At 38.5% G+C, this 13,965-nt stretch carries 15 protein-coding genes; 3 read left to right on the forward strand and 12 right to left on the reverse strand.

The window, feature by feature from the left end; all coding sequences use genetic code 11:
- Positions 1 to 3 precede the first annotated feature (3 nt).
- From QT327_RS14055 to QT327_RS14070, 4 genes are read right to left on the reverse strand one after another with little or no spacing between them, the layout of a single operon-like run.
- Positions 4 to 1,200 carry a glycosyltransferase gene (locus QT327_RS14055; protein ID WP_289553123.1) on the reverse strand — a complete coding sequence of 399 codons (1,197 nt, stop codon included), beginning with the start codon at positions 1,198 to 1,200 and terminating at the stop codon, positions 4 to 6.
- 21 nt (positions 1,201 to 1,221) lie between these two features.
- Complete coding sequence (locus QT327_RS14060) at positions 1,222 to 1,542, reverse strand: glycosyltransferase (RefSeq protein WP_289553124.1); 321 nt, start codon at positions 1,540 to 1,542, stop codon at positions 1,222 to 1,224.
- Positions 1,542 to 2,420: a glycosyltransferase gene (locus QT327_RS14065; protein WP_289553125.1), complete on the reverse strand. Its 879-nt coding sequence runs from the start codon at positions 2,418 to 2,420 to the stop codon at positions 1,542 to 1,544. Before QT327_RS14065 ends, QT327_RS14060 begins: the two co-directional genes overlap by 1 nt.
- 46 nt (positions 2,421 to 2,466) lie before the next feature.
- On the reverse strand, positions 2,467 to 3,243 hold the full coding sequence (locus QT327_RS14070; RefSeq protein WP_289553126.1) for an alpha/beta fold hydrolase: 777 nt from the start codon (positions 3,241 to 3,243) through the stop codon (positions 2,467 to 2,469).
- Between the two features lie 174 nt (positions 3,244 to 3,417).
- On the opposite strand from QT327_RS14070, the gene QT327_RS14075 reads away from it, so the two are divergent.
- A complete protein-coding gene (locus QT327_RS14075; protein WP_013666967.1) occupies positions 3,418 to 3,792 on the forward strand; it encodes a YccF domain-containing protein in 375 nt (124 codons plus the stop codon).
- Positions 3,793 to 3,840: 48 nt separating this feature from the next.
- Here the strand turns inward: QT327_RS14075 and QT327_RS14080 are convergent, their stop codons facing one another.
- From QT327_RS14080 to QT327_RS14105, 6 genes are all read right to left on the reverse strand, one after another.
- On the reverse strand, positions 3,841 to 4,353 hold the full coding sequence (locus QT327_RS14080) for a hypothetical protein (protein WP_130855960.1): 513 nt from the start codon (positions 4,351 to 4,353) through the stop codon (positions 3,841 to 3,843).
- 199 nt (positions 4,354 to 4,552) lie between these two features.
- Positions 4,553 to 5,140 (reverse strand): DUF4202 domain-containing protein, encoded by a 588-nt coding sequence (locus QT327_RS14085; protein WP_130855959.1) that lies wholly within the window; start codon positions 5,138 to 5,140, stop codon positions 4,553 to 4,555.
- Between the two features lie 149 nt (positions 5,141 to 5,289).
- Positions 5,290 to 6,153: a DUF4249 domain-containing protein gene (locus QT327_RS14090; protein WP_083812314.1), complete on the reverse strand. Its 864-nt coding sequence runs from the start codon at positions 6,151 to 6,153 to the stop codon at positions 5,290 to 5,292.
- Between the two features lie 36 nt (positions 6,154 to 6,189).
- Positions 6,190 to 8,514: a TonB-dependent receptor gene (locus QT327_RS14095; protein WP_130855958.1), complete on the reverse strand. Its 2,325-nt coding sequence runs from the start codon at positions 8,512 to 8,514 to the stop codon at positions 6,190 to 6,192.
- Between the two features lie 53 nt (positions 8,515 to 8,567).
- Positions 8,568 to 8,870 (reverse strand): hypothetical protein, encoded by a 303-nt coding sequence (locus QT327_RS14100; RefSeq protein WP_013666972.1) that lies wholly within the window; start codon positions 8,868 to 8,870, stop codon positions 8,568 to 8,570.
- 117 nt (positions 8,871 to 8,987) lie between these two features.
- Positions 8,988 to 9,221, reverse strand: coding sequence for a hypothetical protein (locus QT327_RS14105; RefSeq protein ID WP_013666973.1), 234 nt, complete (start codon positions 9,219 to 9,221; stop codon positions 8,988 to 8,990).
- A gap of 481 nt (positions 9,222 to 9,702) precedes the next feature.
- Here QT327_RS14105 and QT327_RS14110 point away from each other — a divergent pair, with 481 nt between their 5' ends.
- The gene (locus QT327_RS14110) at positions 9,703 to 9,891 is read left to right on the forward strand and encodes a hypothetical protein (RefSeq protein WP_013666975.1); all 189 of its coding nucleotides are present in this window, start codon (positions 9,703 to 9,705) and stop codon (positions 9,889 to 9,891) included.
- 18 nt (positions 9,892 to 9,909) lie between these two features.
- Here QT327_RS14110 and QT327_RS14115 read toward each other — a convergent pair whose 3' ends face one another.
- Together QT327_RS14115 and QT327_RS14120 are read right to left on the reverse strand one after the other, a co-directional pair.
- Positions 9,910 to 11,676 (reverse strand): PAS domain-containing sensor histidine kinase, encoded by a 1,767-nt coding sequence (locus QT327_RS14115; protein WP_289553130.1) that lies wholly within the window; start codon positions 11,674 to 11,676, stop codon positions 9,910 to 9,912.
- A gap of 8 nt (positions 11,677 to 11,684) precedes the next feature.
- Entirely contained in the window at positions 11,685 to 12,254 is a 570-nt protein-coding gene (locus tag QT327_RS14120; protein WP_289553132.1) for a nitrogen regulation protein NR(II), read from the reverse strand.
- A 215-nt stretch (positions 12,255 to 12,469) separates the two neighbouring features.
- Between QT327_RS14120 and QT327_RS14125 the strand changes: the two genes are divergently transcribed.
- Positions 12,470 to 13,939, forward strand: a complete 1,470-nt coding sequence (locus QT327_RS14125; RefSeq protein ID WP_013666977.1) for an MFS transporter — start codon at positions 12,470 to 12,472, stop codon at positions 13,937 to 13,939.
- Positions 13,940 to 13,965 lie beyond the last annotated feature (26 nt).

The raw sequence follows: 13,965 nt of genomic DNA on the forward strand, positions 1-13,965 counted from the left end.
TAGCTAACTATAAATCAAATCCTCCGCTTGAGCTGTTTGCTCTAATAAAATTACTGCGCTATCATTACTTCCCGCGGCGAGAAAAGTCTGTTTAACGTGGCCGGCCTGTTTTTTATAATCGGGTTGCTCGATGAGCTCCCATACTGCGTTCCGAAGATCTGCAATCCGCATGCGTTTGTAACGAATTTTTTTTCCGCAACCGGCTTTTTCAACGAGATCAGCAGTATGAAAATGATCATAGGCAATAGGCGTTATTAATAGGGGCAATTCGTTCAAAATAGCATCGTTAACGGTATTAAATCCTCCATGGCAAATAACCAAATCCATTTTTTTCATCACTTCGGATTGTGGAACAAAACCCTGAACAATAAAGTTTTCGGGCCAATCTTCTATGATCTCCGGTTTTGTCGCGGCAACGATGGTTAAAGGTTCATCTCTAAAAGCTTCAATGACTTTTAAAAAAAACTCCTTTCTAATATCTTCCAATAAAGTTCCCAAAGAAACGAAAACTTTAGGCCCCCTACTTTTTTCCAGTCGATCCCAGTCGAACGCAACTTTGTTTGGACGTCCTGCAACCGGGCCTACGAATCGCATATGGGGTTCGGGCTTTGTTATGGAAGCAAAGTATTGTGAGGTGAAAACAAGATTAAGTTTTCGGGAATGAAAAATTAATTCATTTCGCTCAACTCCGAGTTCTCTTTGCAAACTGAACATTAGATTTTGTTGCCATTCCCATATCTTTGGACTATTCATGGCATTTGCACCTAAATCTGGGGGTACCGGTGTTGTCGTAACATAGGGTATTCCATGTTGATAAGCACAAATACCACCGGCAAAGGTAATGCAATCACTTACGACGACATCTGGCTTAAATGTGCTTATTACATCATTCAAGCCCTGATACATAATCTTACAAAATGGAATGTAAGTATCTTCCAGCGCCAATTTCCAAGTTTCAACACCGGAAAGTAGCGGTCCTTGATCCTGCATTATTAAAATCCGCTCGATTTCTTCACCGTGCTTATCCCAATAAATTGCCGGAACAGTAAAAACCCCTCCTTCCGGAACTTGTTCTGCTTTTATATTGACCAGAGATACCCATTGCACTTCATGGCCTCTCTTTAAGAGGCTAGCCCCAACACTTAAGGTTGGGCTGACATGTCCAAAAAACGGGGGGACCACAAAAAGGAATTTCGACATAGCTGTTATTTAAATTGTAACCTAATCGGCTATTATGGAATTGTAAGCAAAGTCTTCCAGAAGCTGCGCAGCATACGAAACGCCACCGGCTAATTGAAATGAAGAGCAAAGCTTCTGTGCTTCTGTTTTAAAGCTAGGCTCTGTTAAAACACGTTCAAGTGCGTCTTTGAGATGTTCCGATTTGAATCGTTTATAATTAAGCCGCAAACCACTCCCTGTGGCAACCACCCTTCCGGCAACATAAGATTGGTCGTAAGCGATAGGCACTACAACCAGGGGAATCCCCTGCATAAGGGTCTCACAAACCGTATTGTGGCCTCCGTGGCAAACAACGGCGTCCATTAAGCGGAGTAGTGAAAGTTGGGGTACCTTGGCGCCACAATAAAATTCGAAGGCCATTTGTCAAATAAAGCCGGATCGGAAACAACCACCACCGATATATCTCGATTGCCCAAGGCTTCGATAACCTTTGCAAAAAAATCTCGTTTAAAACTGTGATCAAATGTCGTTCCTATTGAAACTAATACTTTTCGCTGATGGTTCATGGCCTCCAGGGCTTTCCAATCAAAATTGAAATTCACTGGTCTGTCGAGAACTGAAAGGCCGACAAACCGATAGCCCTTCGCTAATTCCATATCACCGAAGAAATCACGCGATGTATAAATGATCGTTAGATCTTCTGAACAAGCTATGGATCGATTCAGGTTGAGTCCTAACTCTTGTTGAAGGGAAATAATCTGATTGTCTTCCCATTGTGAGATGCCCGGTAGGTCCTGTTGCATTTTAACGGCTGCAGGTGCGGTAACAGATGTGACATATTTGACATCCGATTGTATAGCAACTATCGCTGCACTGAAAAGTTGATGATCATTAACGATTAAATCCGGTTGATAAACCTTAACCCAATCGCGAATTCCATGATACATAAATCGATTAAGAGGAATAAGTACATCTTCGTACAAAAATTTCACGCTTTCTATGCCTGTTACGTTTTTTTCGGAAATTTTAGTTAAAAAAACATGCTGTTGCGCACGTTCTGCCTCGGAAGTATTGTATTTTAGTGGCAAAAACTCACCGCCTGGAGGCAACATGGCCTCAAGTTTCTCATCAACACTTAACCAAGCCACTTTAAAGCCTTTTTCCAGCAACGCTTTACCTAAACTTAATGTCGGGTTTACATGCCCCATCAGGGGAGGTACAACAAATAGTATTTTTTTCATGGAGCTGTTTTTTTAGTCGACGCCCTATTTATTCATTCGTGTGCTACTATGCCAACACCGCTTGTTTGGACAGAAATCCAAGTAGTTTGTTCGCGATCAACTCAGGTGCCTGCATCGGTAAGTTATGATCTCCCGGTAAGGTTACGAATTCTGCGTTGACAATATGTTTTGCTAGAAACTTACCTGATTCAAGGCAATTAGACTGCTTGCCGTAGATTAGTAAAGTGTTTTGTGTTATACTACTTATTGGGGCGCTTGAGAAATAAGCTATCTCCTTCTCCATATCATCCTTAATACTGGTATGATCAAATAAGTATTGATACATTCGATGATTTTTCTCGAGCTGGCGTTTTCCCATTTTGACTTTCGTCGTATCCGTAAAGTTTTGTATATAATGTTCAAGAAATTCTTTGCTATAGATATCGATAATATCCATCGTTTTCCGATCGCCTGGGTCGGGAGCTTCGATTACACCTAACCTATCAATCCTACTTGGATATTTTAAACAGGTATTTAATGCAACCAGGCCTCCGAAACTATATCCAACGAGATGTACCTTTTCAAGCATTAACGTATCCATGAGGTCGATTAAATCGTATGACATATCATCAAAACGGTATCCATGATCAACTCGGGAAGAGAGACCATGACTTTTTAAATCGTACATAATGACATGGAAATATTTGGCTAAAAGAGGCGCTATTCGAAAATAGTATACAGAAAGATTGCTGAACATACCATGTATTAATACGATTGTTTGAGGGGCATCTTTGTTCAGTTCCTGAATATGTATTTCTCTATTTTGAATCTGTATATGTGGCATCGGCTACAACTTTTAAATCTCGCTTTTTGCTAAAATACATGGTATATGATTTAATTGAGTACAAAGAGCCTAAAGCATTTTGTTCACTTTTTTGCTATCTTGAAAACAACTTCAATATGTAACAAATTGGAGTGAACATTATCTATAGAAATATAAAAATGACGAATTGGACTTATGAATCTTATCGGTAACTTAATTTGGCTTATTTGTGGAGGTTTTTTAGCGGCGCTAGGTTACTTAATCGGCGGGTTGGTGTTATGTGTGACCATTATAGGAATTCCTTTTGGCATCCAGTGTTTTAAATTAGCAGCTATTGTTTTATTTCCATTCGGGAAGCGCGTGGTTAACACGCCAACTTCGTCCGGCTGCTTAAATTTGGTTGCCAATTTGATTTGGATTCTATGCGGTGGCTTATATACGGCGCTCAATCATCTCTTTTGGGCAGTTTTGTTGGCTATTACCATTATAGGCCTCCCTTTTGCTAAACAACATCTTAAGCTTTTGGAAATTTCGCTAATCCCTTTCGGAAAAAAGGTGGTAGAAAATTAGTGAATGGCGTTTTACAAAGTCAGACGGTGAATGAACGATGTCATTGGATCATTTTTTTTCAATTACGTTATGGTCATCCGTTACCCCACGCAGCAACTGTTGTGCATAAGCCCTTAATTGGAAAATATGGTTATTTAAGCCATAGTAAAGAATAAAAATAACAAGTGCCCATGCAGCCAGAATACTTGTGATAGAAATGATCTGTATTCCGAATAAATAAAATATATAGAAGGCCAGAACTAATAAAAACAGAGCAATGGATGTTATTCCTTTTATAATAGTAGATTTACTGCATGGTTGTACATCGTAAATGATTTTTGTCCCGCTTTCCAAAGGATGCAGCTTAAAAGAAACTTCACCGGCTCCTCTAAAGCTTTCGTATAATGAAGGCTCGCGTTTTATCTGTATCCGGTCATCATAAACCTTCATGTAAGAATGTATCGCAATTTGCTGATTATCATAATTGGTTATACGAATGCTACATAGACGTTCTATGATATCTTTTTTTGATAATTCGGTGTATATCTCTTTCACCGGAAGAACCTTTTTCAATAGTTTCATGGTCGATTCACAAGATGCTAATATTCAAACCGAAGTTCAATATCATTGTATATACTAAGGTACGCATTTGTGATAATTTCACAATATTTATGTGAATATTTGTTTTATTTAGAGAAATATTGATGTAGGTTGTGCTGTGGAGCTTAGGAGTGCTCCAATATAGCTAACCGTTTTATGGGCGTAATGTTTTGAGGGTATATTAATGAATTAGTTTTAGCGCTTCTTTAATATATTCATGCCCATCGGGGGAATAAGGCAAGGAAAGCGCGAAGCTATGGCCGTGGGCATCCATTTTTAGCAGGGACTTTTTTAAGATATTTACAATTTTATCGCGATGCTTGGGATAGAATTCTTCGTACTGATAAGCAAGAAATACAAGGCAAAGCGCATTTTCCATTGTTTGGACAGCTGAATTTACCTTTATTTTCTTTTTAAGGATAATATTTTGGACTGCATTAATTTGATCGGTTGAGTAGCCGACCTCTTTTAGAATTTCGCTTGCTTTCTTTGCGTGATAAATAGCCAGTTCTTTCCGCCATTTTAAATAACCTTCTCTATCGGGTGCATAGCTTTCACGTGGGATTTCCCAGCGACCGATATGCTGACACCTTGACGCAAGAAGCAGTGTCTCTTCTGCCTGAGGATCCAGCTTTTTTATCCAATCATGTAATTTGATTGCCAAGAAGTATTCTTGGGGGAAGGATTGCCCCTCCCAAATAATTCGGTTTGGATCTCTTTTATTATAAGCGTCAAATAAATCGAACGCTTGTTGCAGTTTGTCATTCATACACGATGTCGATAAGCTTTGGTAAAAATAACATATTGTATGAAATATAAGCAATTTTTTATCAGTATTAGTCGAGCTGGAAAACAATAGAGTACCTCCTTAACTTTTGTCTTCGACAATAAGGAGGTACTCATGTTTTTTTGATTCGCTTACGGAACGCTGATTTCTTTACTTTGTATGTTATGAGCGCTAAAGTATCCCAAGGCATTTCCTTGTATGTTGCTCACGGGGTTAGAAGGCGTGGCTGATTGGTTTTCTCCCGTTGCACTATTATCCAAACTAAAGAAATATTTGTAGACGGCTTGATCGATACCTAACATTTCTACCCGTACAAGATCGCCGCTTCTGATGCGTCTGTTTTCCGGATTGTCTTCATCTTCGCCCACATCTGCATATAACCTAATCGAATTTGCCTTCCCGTTAGACAACTCATCGTTTATAACAAAAATCTGTTTCTTTTTTACTCCATTTACATATAATAAAAAACGGTAGCTATTCACTACGTTGGCCGGGTCCTGAAAATCAATCGTTGGCAGTTTATAATTATCTCCGAATATCAGGTCATCAACAATATAAAGACTATCCATCTTAACCAATGCGGGCATGGTAGAACTTGAAGTAAATATTTCAGTACCAATCTGTACTCGTAAGTTATAGGTATGTCCTTCTAAGCCTCTCAAAGTAGGTGCAGTATAAGTTCCGACTTCGGTTTCCTGCAGCTCATGCGTTTCGGCCCCCTCACTAATAAAGACCTGCGCTCCTGTAACAGTTACTCTGCTATTATCGTCATTAAAATCTTTTGTCTTGCTTATCAATACTTTGCATCCCCCCTCTTGATCCGTTATAACCCCTTCTATTACATAGCGTTGATCAGCTCCTTTGAGTTCGATATCAATTTCTTTCTCGCAGGAAGAACTTAATAGAACGCCTACAGTTAAGCATATGATGCTAAACAACCTATTCCAATATTTCTTAAAGACTGTATAGGCTATAAAGTTTGAACGATCGTTCATTATAGGATGTATATTATTCAAATGCATGGTAATAATTTATTTAAACTTAAAATTGTATGAAACTGAGGGGATGAACTTAAAAAGAGCGATTTGATTAGCAACTGTTTTATTGGGATCATTCTTACTATCCATAAATTCAATGGTGTAAGCATTCTCTCTACCATAAGCGTTGTATAGGCTAAAGCTAAGTTCAGAACTCCATCTTTTTTTCTGCTTTAGCTGCATGGTTGCACCTAGGTCTAATCGATGGTAATTAGGCATGCGATAACTGTTACGTGCTGTGTAATAATAAACTGTGCGATCGTCAATTATGTATTTTCCGGCGGGGAAAGTAACAGCGTCACCGGTATAAAATACCCAGTTGGCTGATAATGTCCACTTCTTGTTTAGTTGGTACATGGCTACAATAGCTATATCATGTGTTCGATCTTGTCGGGCATTATACCATTCATTATTATTAATCCCATCGATTTTACGTTCTGTTTTTGATAACGTATAACTTATCCATCCCGTTAATCTGCCTGTACTCTTTTTTAATAACCATTCGATCCCATATGCCCTGCCTTTTCCATACAGCAGCTCGGTTTCAATAGCGTTGTTGCTATTGTAAACGTCGGCACCATCCCGATAATCGATTTGGTTTTGGAGTGTCTTATAATAAGATTCAACGCTAAGTTCGTAGCGATTGTCTGCAAGGTTTCTGTAATAACCTATTGAAAACTGATCTGATAATTCGGGCTTTATAATATTTGTACTTGCAATCCATTTATCTGTGGGGCTCGTGCTGGTACTATTAGAAATTAAATGGAGATATTGCGCATTGCGAACATAAGAAGCTTTAACTGAATTGGCACTGTTCCATTGATAACTGGCAGCGAGGCGAGGTTCAAGATTTACATACGTTTTTACAAAATCACCTTTGCCATAATGCGTGGTGTCTATAACTTTACCTTCACTGTTAACATTGTAGAAGTCCCCTTCGCCAAGTATACTAAAAGTACTTAACCTCAGACCGTAGGTTAGGTTAAACTTATCTGACACGCTCCAAGTATTACTTGCATAAATCCCATTTTCCCATGAATAGCGGTTCTGCATGCGTATATCATTAATCGATGACTCTTCATTTTTGCTTCTTACCTCACCTGGTTTGATATTATGGTATATGGAATTAAGTCCCATTCTTATACTATTGCGGTTATTAGGATACCATTGAAACTCTTGCTTAAAGTTATAATCGCGTATGTTTGATCGGATATCAAAATTATTAGTTCCACTGTTAATAGATATATTGTAATCGTAATTGCTGTATATCAATGATGTATTTGAAAAAAGTTTGCTGTTGAAAACATGATTCCAACGCATAGTTGCAGTTTTATTTCCCCAATCAAGTCCGAACAAGTCGCCAACACCAAGATGATCTTTTCCTAAATATCCTGAAAAGTAAATGCGATCTTTCTCGCCCAATTGATAATTCAATTTTGCATTTAAGTCATAGAAATACAGCGAGTTACTATTTATACTTGAATCGTTTGATAATTTTAGAAACATATCTGCATATGTTCTGCGTCCTGTTAAAAGAAAAGAAGATTTTCCGGTTTGTATGGGGCCTTCCACGTTCAGTTTAGCTGATATAAGTCCCACACCTCCACTTACATTGAAATCCTGATTATTTCCGTCGTTCATTTTGATATCCAGAACGGATGATAACCTTCCACCGTATTGCGCAGGCATACCTGACTTATAAACAGAGACATCTTTTATTGCATCTGAATTAAAAGTTGAAAAAAAGCCAAGTAAATGCGAAGCGTTATATACGTTAGCTTCGTCTAGCAGTACTAAATTTTGATCAGCGGCTCCTCCTCTCACGTACATCCCACTACTGCCGTCTCCTGCTGATTTAATACCTGGTAATAATTGCAGCACTTTGACAACATCCTTTTCGCCCATTAAAACGGGAACTTTTGCAATTTCATTGGGAGTGACTCTTTCTAGTCCCATCTGAGGGCTACTTAAGCTTCTACCCCTACTTGAAGATATCACAACTTCATCCAAGGTTTGGGCATCATCTATTAATTCTACATGCAGGGTGATATCCTTATTTACGATGATTTGCTGGCTATAAGGTGCAAACGACACATTGGAAATTGTCAGCTCGTATGTACCGGTCGGTACTGTGAGCGAATAAAAACCATATTCATTGGTCTGCGTTACATATCTACCCCCAGCACTTATTGTGGCACCAATAACAGTTTCTCCTTTACTGGCTGATTTAACAGTGCCGCTAACGGTAAACTTGTTTTGGGAAAAACATGGAAGAGCGAATAGCGCTCCAATAATAAAGAATAGAAAAGCTTTCATCATGCATCTTATTTTAATGCATGACAACATACTCTCTATACACCCCTATTCGTTCGCTAAAGTTTTGGATTTTTTTTAAATGGAATATTACCTTGTGAAGATAAAAAAGCATTTACCTCGTCTTTGTTATAGACAATTTTACCTTTTTTTGTTCCATAATTGATGACGGCAGAAGTAACGTGGGAAGGATCGACCTGATTTCCGTATTTTTTTGGGTAATGCTCTTCGATACCTATCCACGGTTTATCCTTATGTATATAATATCTTATAACAATATAGTCGAAATTATCGCTTGATACCGGACCTTCTGAATCTTCAAAACCTAGTTTTAAAAGATCGTCACGATTTATAGTTGCCATTATTTCTAGATTAAATCGTACTGCCTATCTCCTTTTTCAGAATAAGGCAACTGTAAGGTAAACAATATACAGCAACTTTTGTTTCCCTGCAGGAGCGACTAGTCTTGTCTTTGCGATTTAGTTAAGGTTATCAAAATCCACTCTTCTTACCCAGTCGGGAGTGTAACTGTTTTCTTTACAAGGGATTTCGCTGATCAACTGCCCCGTCACTTCACAGTAGCCTAATCCATTTTTCTGACAATACAATGTCGCCGCTTCCATAGTCGGAGCTGTGATATAAGGCCCCAACCATTTTTTAAGTTCCCTGGTATGTGGATCTATTGCCGTGATTTCTGTTACCCATTTTTTCATATCTCCTATTGCGCCAGCTTTAAAATTTCACTCAACTATTATCACTATGGATACCGAACCTTAGCTTTTGACCATTTTTACGATGTATATTCATTTCATTCTTTGAAATAAATAGCAAACGCCACAAGTGATCCTAAAAATAAAAAAGTAGCACCGCATATGATTATTACCACGCTAAAGTCATTGTGTACAATGGCAATTGCGAAACGAAACAACATGGCGGCCGCAATAACTAGTGCGAATGCCACCCACATCTTATTCCTGCGTTGCCTCATATATTAGAACGCCCAATAGCCTTGCCAAAAACTGATTCAATATGCCGGTGTCGGTGTTTAAATTGCGACGAAGGAAGAAATTATAATATTACATACACGAAATTCTTGATTTAGGACATGTTAAAAACCGTTCCATTTTTTTTCCATTCTATAAAAACACTAGGGCGTTTGGGCTGTTACCTTAATGTAGCAATAGCATAGAAGACATGACAGAAGACAAAGCAAATAGTTCGAAAACGAAGATGGAAACCGATTACGGAAAACATGAAGAAAATCCTGGGCCACCGAAAGCAGCACTTGAGGAAAAGGATGATAAAAAAGTAGGTTTTACGATCCATTGGGCGATCATTGTTGCAATAGTAGCGCTTGCTATTGCTTATTTTTTCTTTATGTAACTTAATTAAGGATTCTTTTCAACTTTTTCCTTTCTTATAAGGAAAGTGGATATGAATCTTTGTTCCGTTTCCTTTCGTTGACTTTATGTCAACAGTACCATTTAATAATTTGACTTTGTTTTGGATTGTGCCTAGGCCTATTCCGCGTTTTGGAGATACTTCTCGGAAACCCACGCCATTATCTTCAATAGAAATGGAGATTATGTCGCCATTAAGTGTTATTAAAATAGATGCTCGAGTAGCTCGCGCATGTTTAATAATATTGATGATGAGCTCTTGAACCATTCGATATACGGCTATTTCGATATGTTTGTCAAGCTTTCTATCCAGCCCCTGAAATTGGCAGTTAAAATCGATAGTCTTATTGAACTGCTCACATATATCTTCGATAGCGGCTTGCAAACCAAAGTCCTCTAAAATAGCAGGCATCAGCTCGTGTGATATCCTCCTGCTTTCTCTAATAGCTTCCGTTAACAGCCGTTCAGCTTGTTTTAGTGAGTTGAAATGAATTGCAGGATCATTTTCCAATTTAGGATTCAATTGCTCCAAGTTAAGCTTTACACTGTACAATAACTGTCCTAAACCGTTATGTAAGTTTTCGGCGATCCGCCGCCTCTCTTCCTCCTGAGCATTCAGCGTTGCCATAAAAATCTCCCGTTGCTGTTTCTTTTCCAGTTCATTTCGTTCCAGCCTTAATTGAAGGTTCTTCTTTTGTAAATATACCTGCTCGGTAATATCCAGCGAGATACCTATGATATGAGTTGGTCGGCCATCACTATCTCGTTTAAATACCGTTCTCCGTGTCTGAATCCAATGCAATCTGCCATAACCATCTACTAGTCGATATACAAGCTCTTTTATTTCGTCGTCCTTCGTTGTTTGCCTGAGCGCATCAATGTTATTATCAAATTTTGCGCGGTCGTCCGCGTAAATTATTCGATCGAAAAGCTCGGCGCCCATTTCTTTGATGTCGTTCAATGACCTATTGAGAAGTTTAGCTAGTTTATTGTTCCCATATACCATCTGCATCGAACGGATGTCAATTACATATACCATATCAGGTGCAGCTTCAGCGATACCTCGTAAAAGCGCATCGTCCTCCTTTATCTTTTCTTCAGCGATCTTCCGTTCGGTTATATCAAGATTAGTGGCCACCAAGCTATCGTCCATTTTAACAAACATACAAGAGAACCACTTATGAAAGCCATCGTATGTATATAGATATTCCATCTGCTCCGGCTTACCACTTTCGATTACACGGAGCATCATGTCAAAAATACCCACCTTTTTTATTCCGGGATATTCTTGTAAGTAAAGCTTCCCTTCCAAGTCTGAGCGCTTAGTTTCCCGTTCAAGTTCTTTACTGACGATCTTTATGCGGAAATCGGTTACGCGGCCGCTGTCATCGCGTATCGCCTCCAACACAGACATGCCAATTAAACTTGTGTCAAAAATGGATTGGAGTAACTGGTTGCTTTTTCTCAGATTAATTTCGGCTTCTTTTCTTTCGGTAATATCCAAGCCTTTTACCACTAAACCGTCATTTAGCTTAATTAGCGTCATATCATACCACCTCAGTGTTCCATTTATAGAAAGAGGTTGTTCAAATGTACTATCCTTGCCGGTTTCAACTATCCGTGAATAACGATCGAACAGATCGAGGTGATTAGCATACGACGATATGTTCGTGCCGGCAATATGCCCAAAAATTCGCTCCCCCAACTTATTTGAAAAGACGTATCGAAAGTCGACAATCATGCCCTCTTCATCTCGAATGGCCTGCAATACTTGCGTTATATTTTTGAACTGTTCAATGTTGCCCGCAAAAGATCTTGACTTTCTTTTAAGGCTGCTGTCTGTTCCTTAACCTCTCGTTCTAATTGTAATGTAAATTCTTTTGTAAGTTTTTCTGCTCTTTTTCTTTCTGAAATGTCGTTAAATAATATAGCTACTTTATTGGTATCATGTTCCATCGGAAAGGCGTCCACTTCATACCAACCGCCGATAAGAAGCTCGGCTTGCGCTTCAAAATGTCGCGCTTTGCGGCTTTTCGCTATTTCCCCATAAATTTGAAACCAGTGCTCCTCATGTGATGGTTCTATTTCTTTCATTGTACGACCAACGGCGTTCTTAATGCCCGTTTGTCGTTCGAATGCTTTATTTACCTGTATAAACCGATAATCGATAGGGACTTCCCGGTCGTTCCAGATTAGCTCTATAATACAGAAGCCTTGATTAATATTGTCGAGAAGGAAAAAATACTTCTCTTCTGTGAGTTGTTTTTGTTGAGTCAACAAGGCAAGATTATGCTCATCGTGATCGATTCTATAATTATTTTTATGGTGGTTGTCGCCGGGTTTCATGTTTTTTTGACAGGATCTATGTTCGCAATAAGAACGTTATAGTATCTGTTTTGTTTAACACATACAATAACTAAATCTGTCTTCCGTTGAATTTGCTTCGTATCATTATGCCTTGGTTATCTTAAAAGAAAAAAATTATAGCATACCGGAGAATCTTTACTCATGAGACTTTTAGGAATAATAGTTGGACTAATATTCAAAAAATCTGTACTCTCATGAAGCTAACGCCTAAAGAAGTATTAACAGAAGAGGAAATTCGCCATGGACTTAATATGGTTATATGGGACGGACTCGCTGCTGAAATCATGACCTCTTTTACAAGCGGAGCGTTTTTAGTTGCCTTAGCGATTTTGATAGGTGCTAATAATGTTCAGATCGGTTTGCTTGCCGCATTACCCATGATTACCAATCTCTCCCAGCTCATATCAATATGGCTTGTGCGTAAATATAATAATCGAAGGGCTGTAGCCGTTTTCTGTGCTTTTTTAGCAAGGACACCCTTGGTTCTTATAGGTCTTACCGTATGGTGGACAACAGACATTTCGGTAAATATATTGATCTTCTTTCTTTTTTTCTATTATTTTTTTGGCTCTATCGCAGGGCCCAGTTGGAACTCGTGGATGAAAGATATGGTTCCTGAGAATATGCTGGGAAGTTATTTTTCTAAACGCAGCAGGTATACGCAAACAGTAAATGTTATTTTAAGCATAATATTGGCGCTTTTACTCGATTTTGTAAAAAATCGTTATCCGCAATACGAATTATATACGTATGCAACCTTTTTTATAATTGCAGGTGGCATAGGGATTTTAGGAGGATATTTATTGTCTAGAGCACCGGAACCTCAGTCTTACTTGACGAGTGCCAATATTTTTTCTTTGTTCACACTTCCGTTAAAAGACGACAACTTCAGGCGATTACTTGTTTTCAACTCAGCTTGGGTATTTGCATTAAACATCGCTACGCCATTCTTCACTGTTTTTTTAATAAAAAGCTTAGGCTTACCGCTGTCGTATATTATTGTTTTGGGAATTATAAGTCAACTATTCAGTATATTGACACTACGTATATGGGGCATATTTTCTGATCGATATAGCAATAAAAGTATTATTAGATTAAGTGCACCACTCTATATCGCCTGTATTATTGGATGGTGTTTCGTAGGGATTTATTCACATTTATATGCCAACCTCGCGCTATTGGTAATCATATATATTTTGAGTGGGATCGCTACGGCAGGTATTAACTTATCATTAACGAATGTTGGCTTAAAATTAGCGCCAAAGGGCGACGCTATTGTTTATTTATCGGTAAAGAATATTGTCACGGCCGTTTTTTCATCGCTTGCACCATTAATCGGTGGCTTTTTGGCAGACTATTTTACCGATATAAAAATTTTGGTGACCGCCCAGTTGAGTAGCCCCTATTATAGCAAGCTGGTTAAACTCCTTTCTTTACATGAATGGAATTTTCTTTTTTTAATCGGGGCGCTACTTGCCTTGGTTGCACTTGAGTTCTTAGGTCGCGTGAAAGAGGTTGGCGAAGTTGAAAAAGACATTGTCAAACGTATTATGCGAACGAGTATAAAAAATAACCTACGTGAATATTTTGTAATTGGAAATATTATCAATTGGCATGAGCAGCTGGTTGCCATACTGAAACGAAGAACAAAAAAAACACCTTAGCTTCATTTGCGCATAAGCTAATATTA

It is taken from the genome of Olivibacter sp. 47 (genome assembly GCF_030372825.1).
In the GTDB taxonomy this organism is placed as follows: Bacteria; Bacteroidota; Bacteroidia; order Sphingobacteriales; family Sphingobacteriaceae; genus Olivibacter; species Olivibacter oleidegradans.

Coding starts and splice junctions, on each gene's coding strand:
- QT327_RS14125 (WP_013666977.1), top strand. CDS start 12,470: ATGAAGCTAACGCCTAAAGAAGTATTAACAGAAGAGGAAATTCGCCAT.
- QT327_RS14095 (WP_130855958.1), bottom strand. CDS start 8,514: ATGATGAAAGCTTTTCTATTCTTTATTATTGGAGCGCTATTCGCTCTT.
- QT327_RS14090 (WP_083812314.1), bottom strand. CDS start 6,153: ATGAACGATCGTTCAAACTTTATAGCCTATACAGTCTTTAAGAAATAT.
- QT327_RS14060 (WP_289553124.1), bottom strand. CDS start 1,542: ATGGACGCCGTTGTTTGCCACGGAGGCCACAATACGGTTTGTGAGACC.
- QT327_RS14110 (WP_013666975.1), top strand. CDS start 9,703: ATGACAGAAGACAAAGCAAATAGTTCGAAAACGAAGATGGAAACCGAT.
- QT327_RS14085 (WP_130855959.1), bottom strand. CDS start 5,140: ATGAATGACAAACTGCAACAAGCGTTCGATTTATTTGACGCTTATAAT.
- QT327_RS14120 (WP_289553132.1), bottom strand. CDS start 12,254: ATGAAACCCGGCGACAACCACCATAAAAATAATTATAGAATCGATCAC.
- QT327_RS14065 (WP_289553125.1), bottom strand. CDS start 2,420: ATGAAAAAAATACTATTTGTTGTACCTCCCCTGATGGGGCATGTAAAC.
- QT327_RS14055 (WP_289553123.1), bottom strand. CDS start 1,200: ATGTCGAAATTCCTTTTTGTGGTCCCCCCGTTTTTTGGACATGTCAGC.
- QT327_RS14105 (WP_013666973.1), bottom strand. CDS start 9,221: ATGAAAAAATGGGTAACAGAAATCACGGCAATAGATCCACATACCAGG.
- QT327_RS14075 (WP_013666967.1), top strand. CDS start 3,418: ATGAATCTTATCGGTAACTTAATTTGGCTTATTTGTGGAGGTTTTTTA.
- QT327_RS14100 (WP_013666972.1), bottom strand. CDS start 8,870: ATGGCAACTATAAATCGTGACGATCTTTTAAAACTAGGTTTTGAAGAT.
- QT327_RS14080 (WP_130855960.1), bottom strand. CDS start 4,353: ATGAAACTATTGAAAAAGGTTCTTCCGGTGAAAGAGATATACACCGAA.
- QT327_RS14070 (WP_289553126.1), bottom strand. CDS start 3,243: ATGCCACATATACAGATTCAAAATAGAGAAATACATATTCAGGAACTG.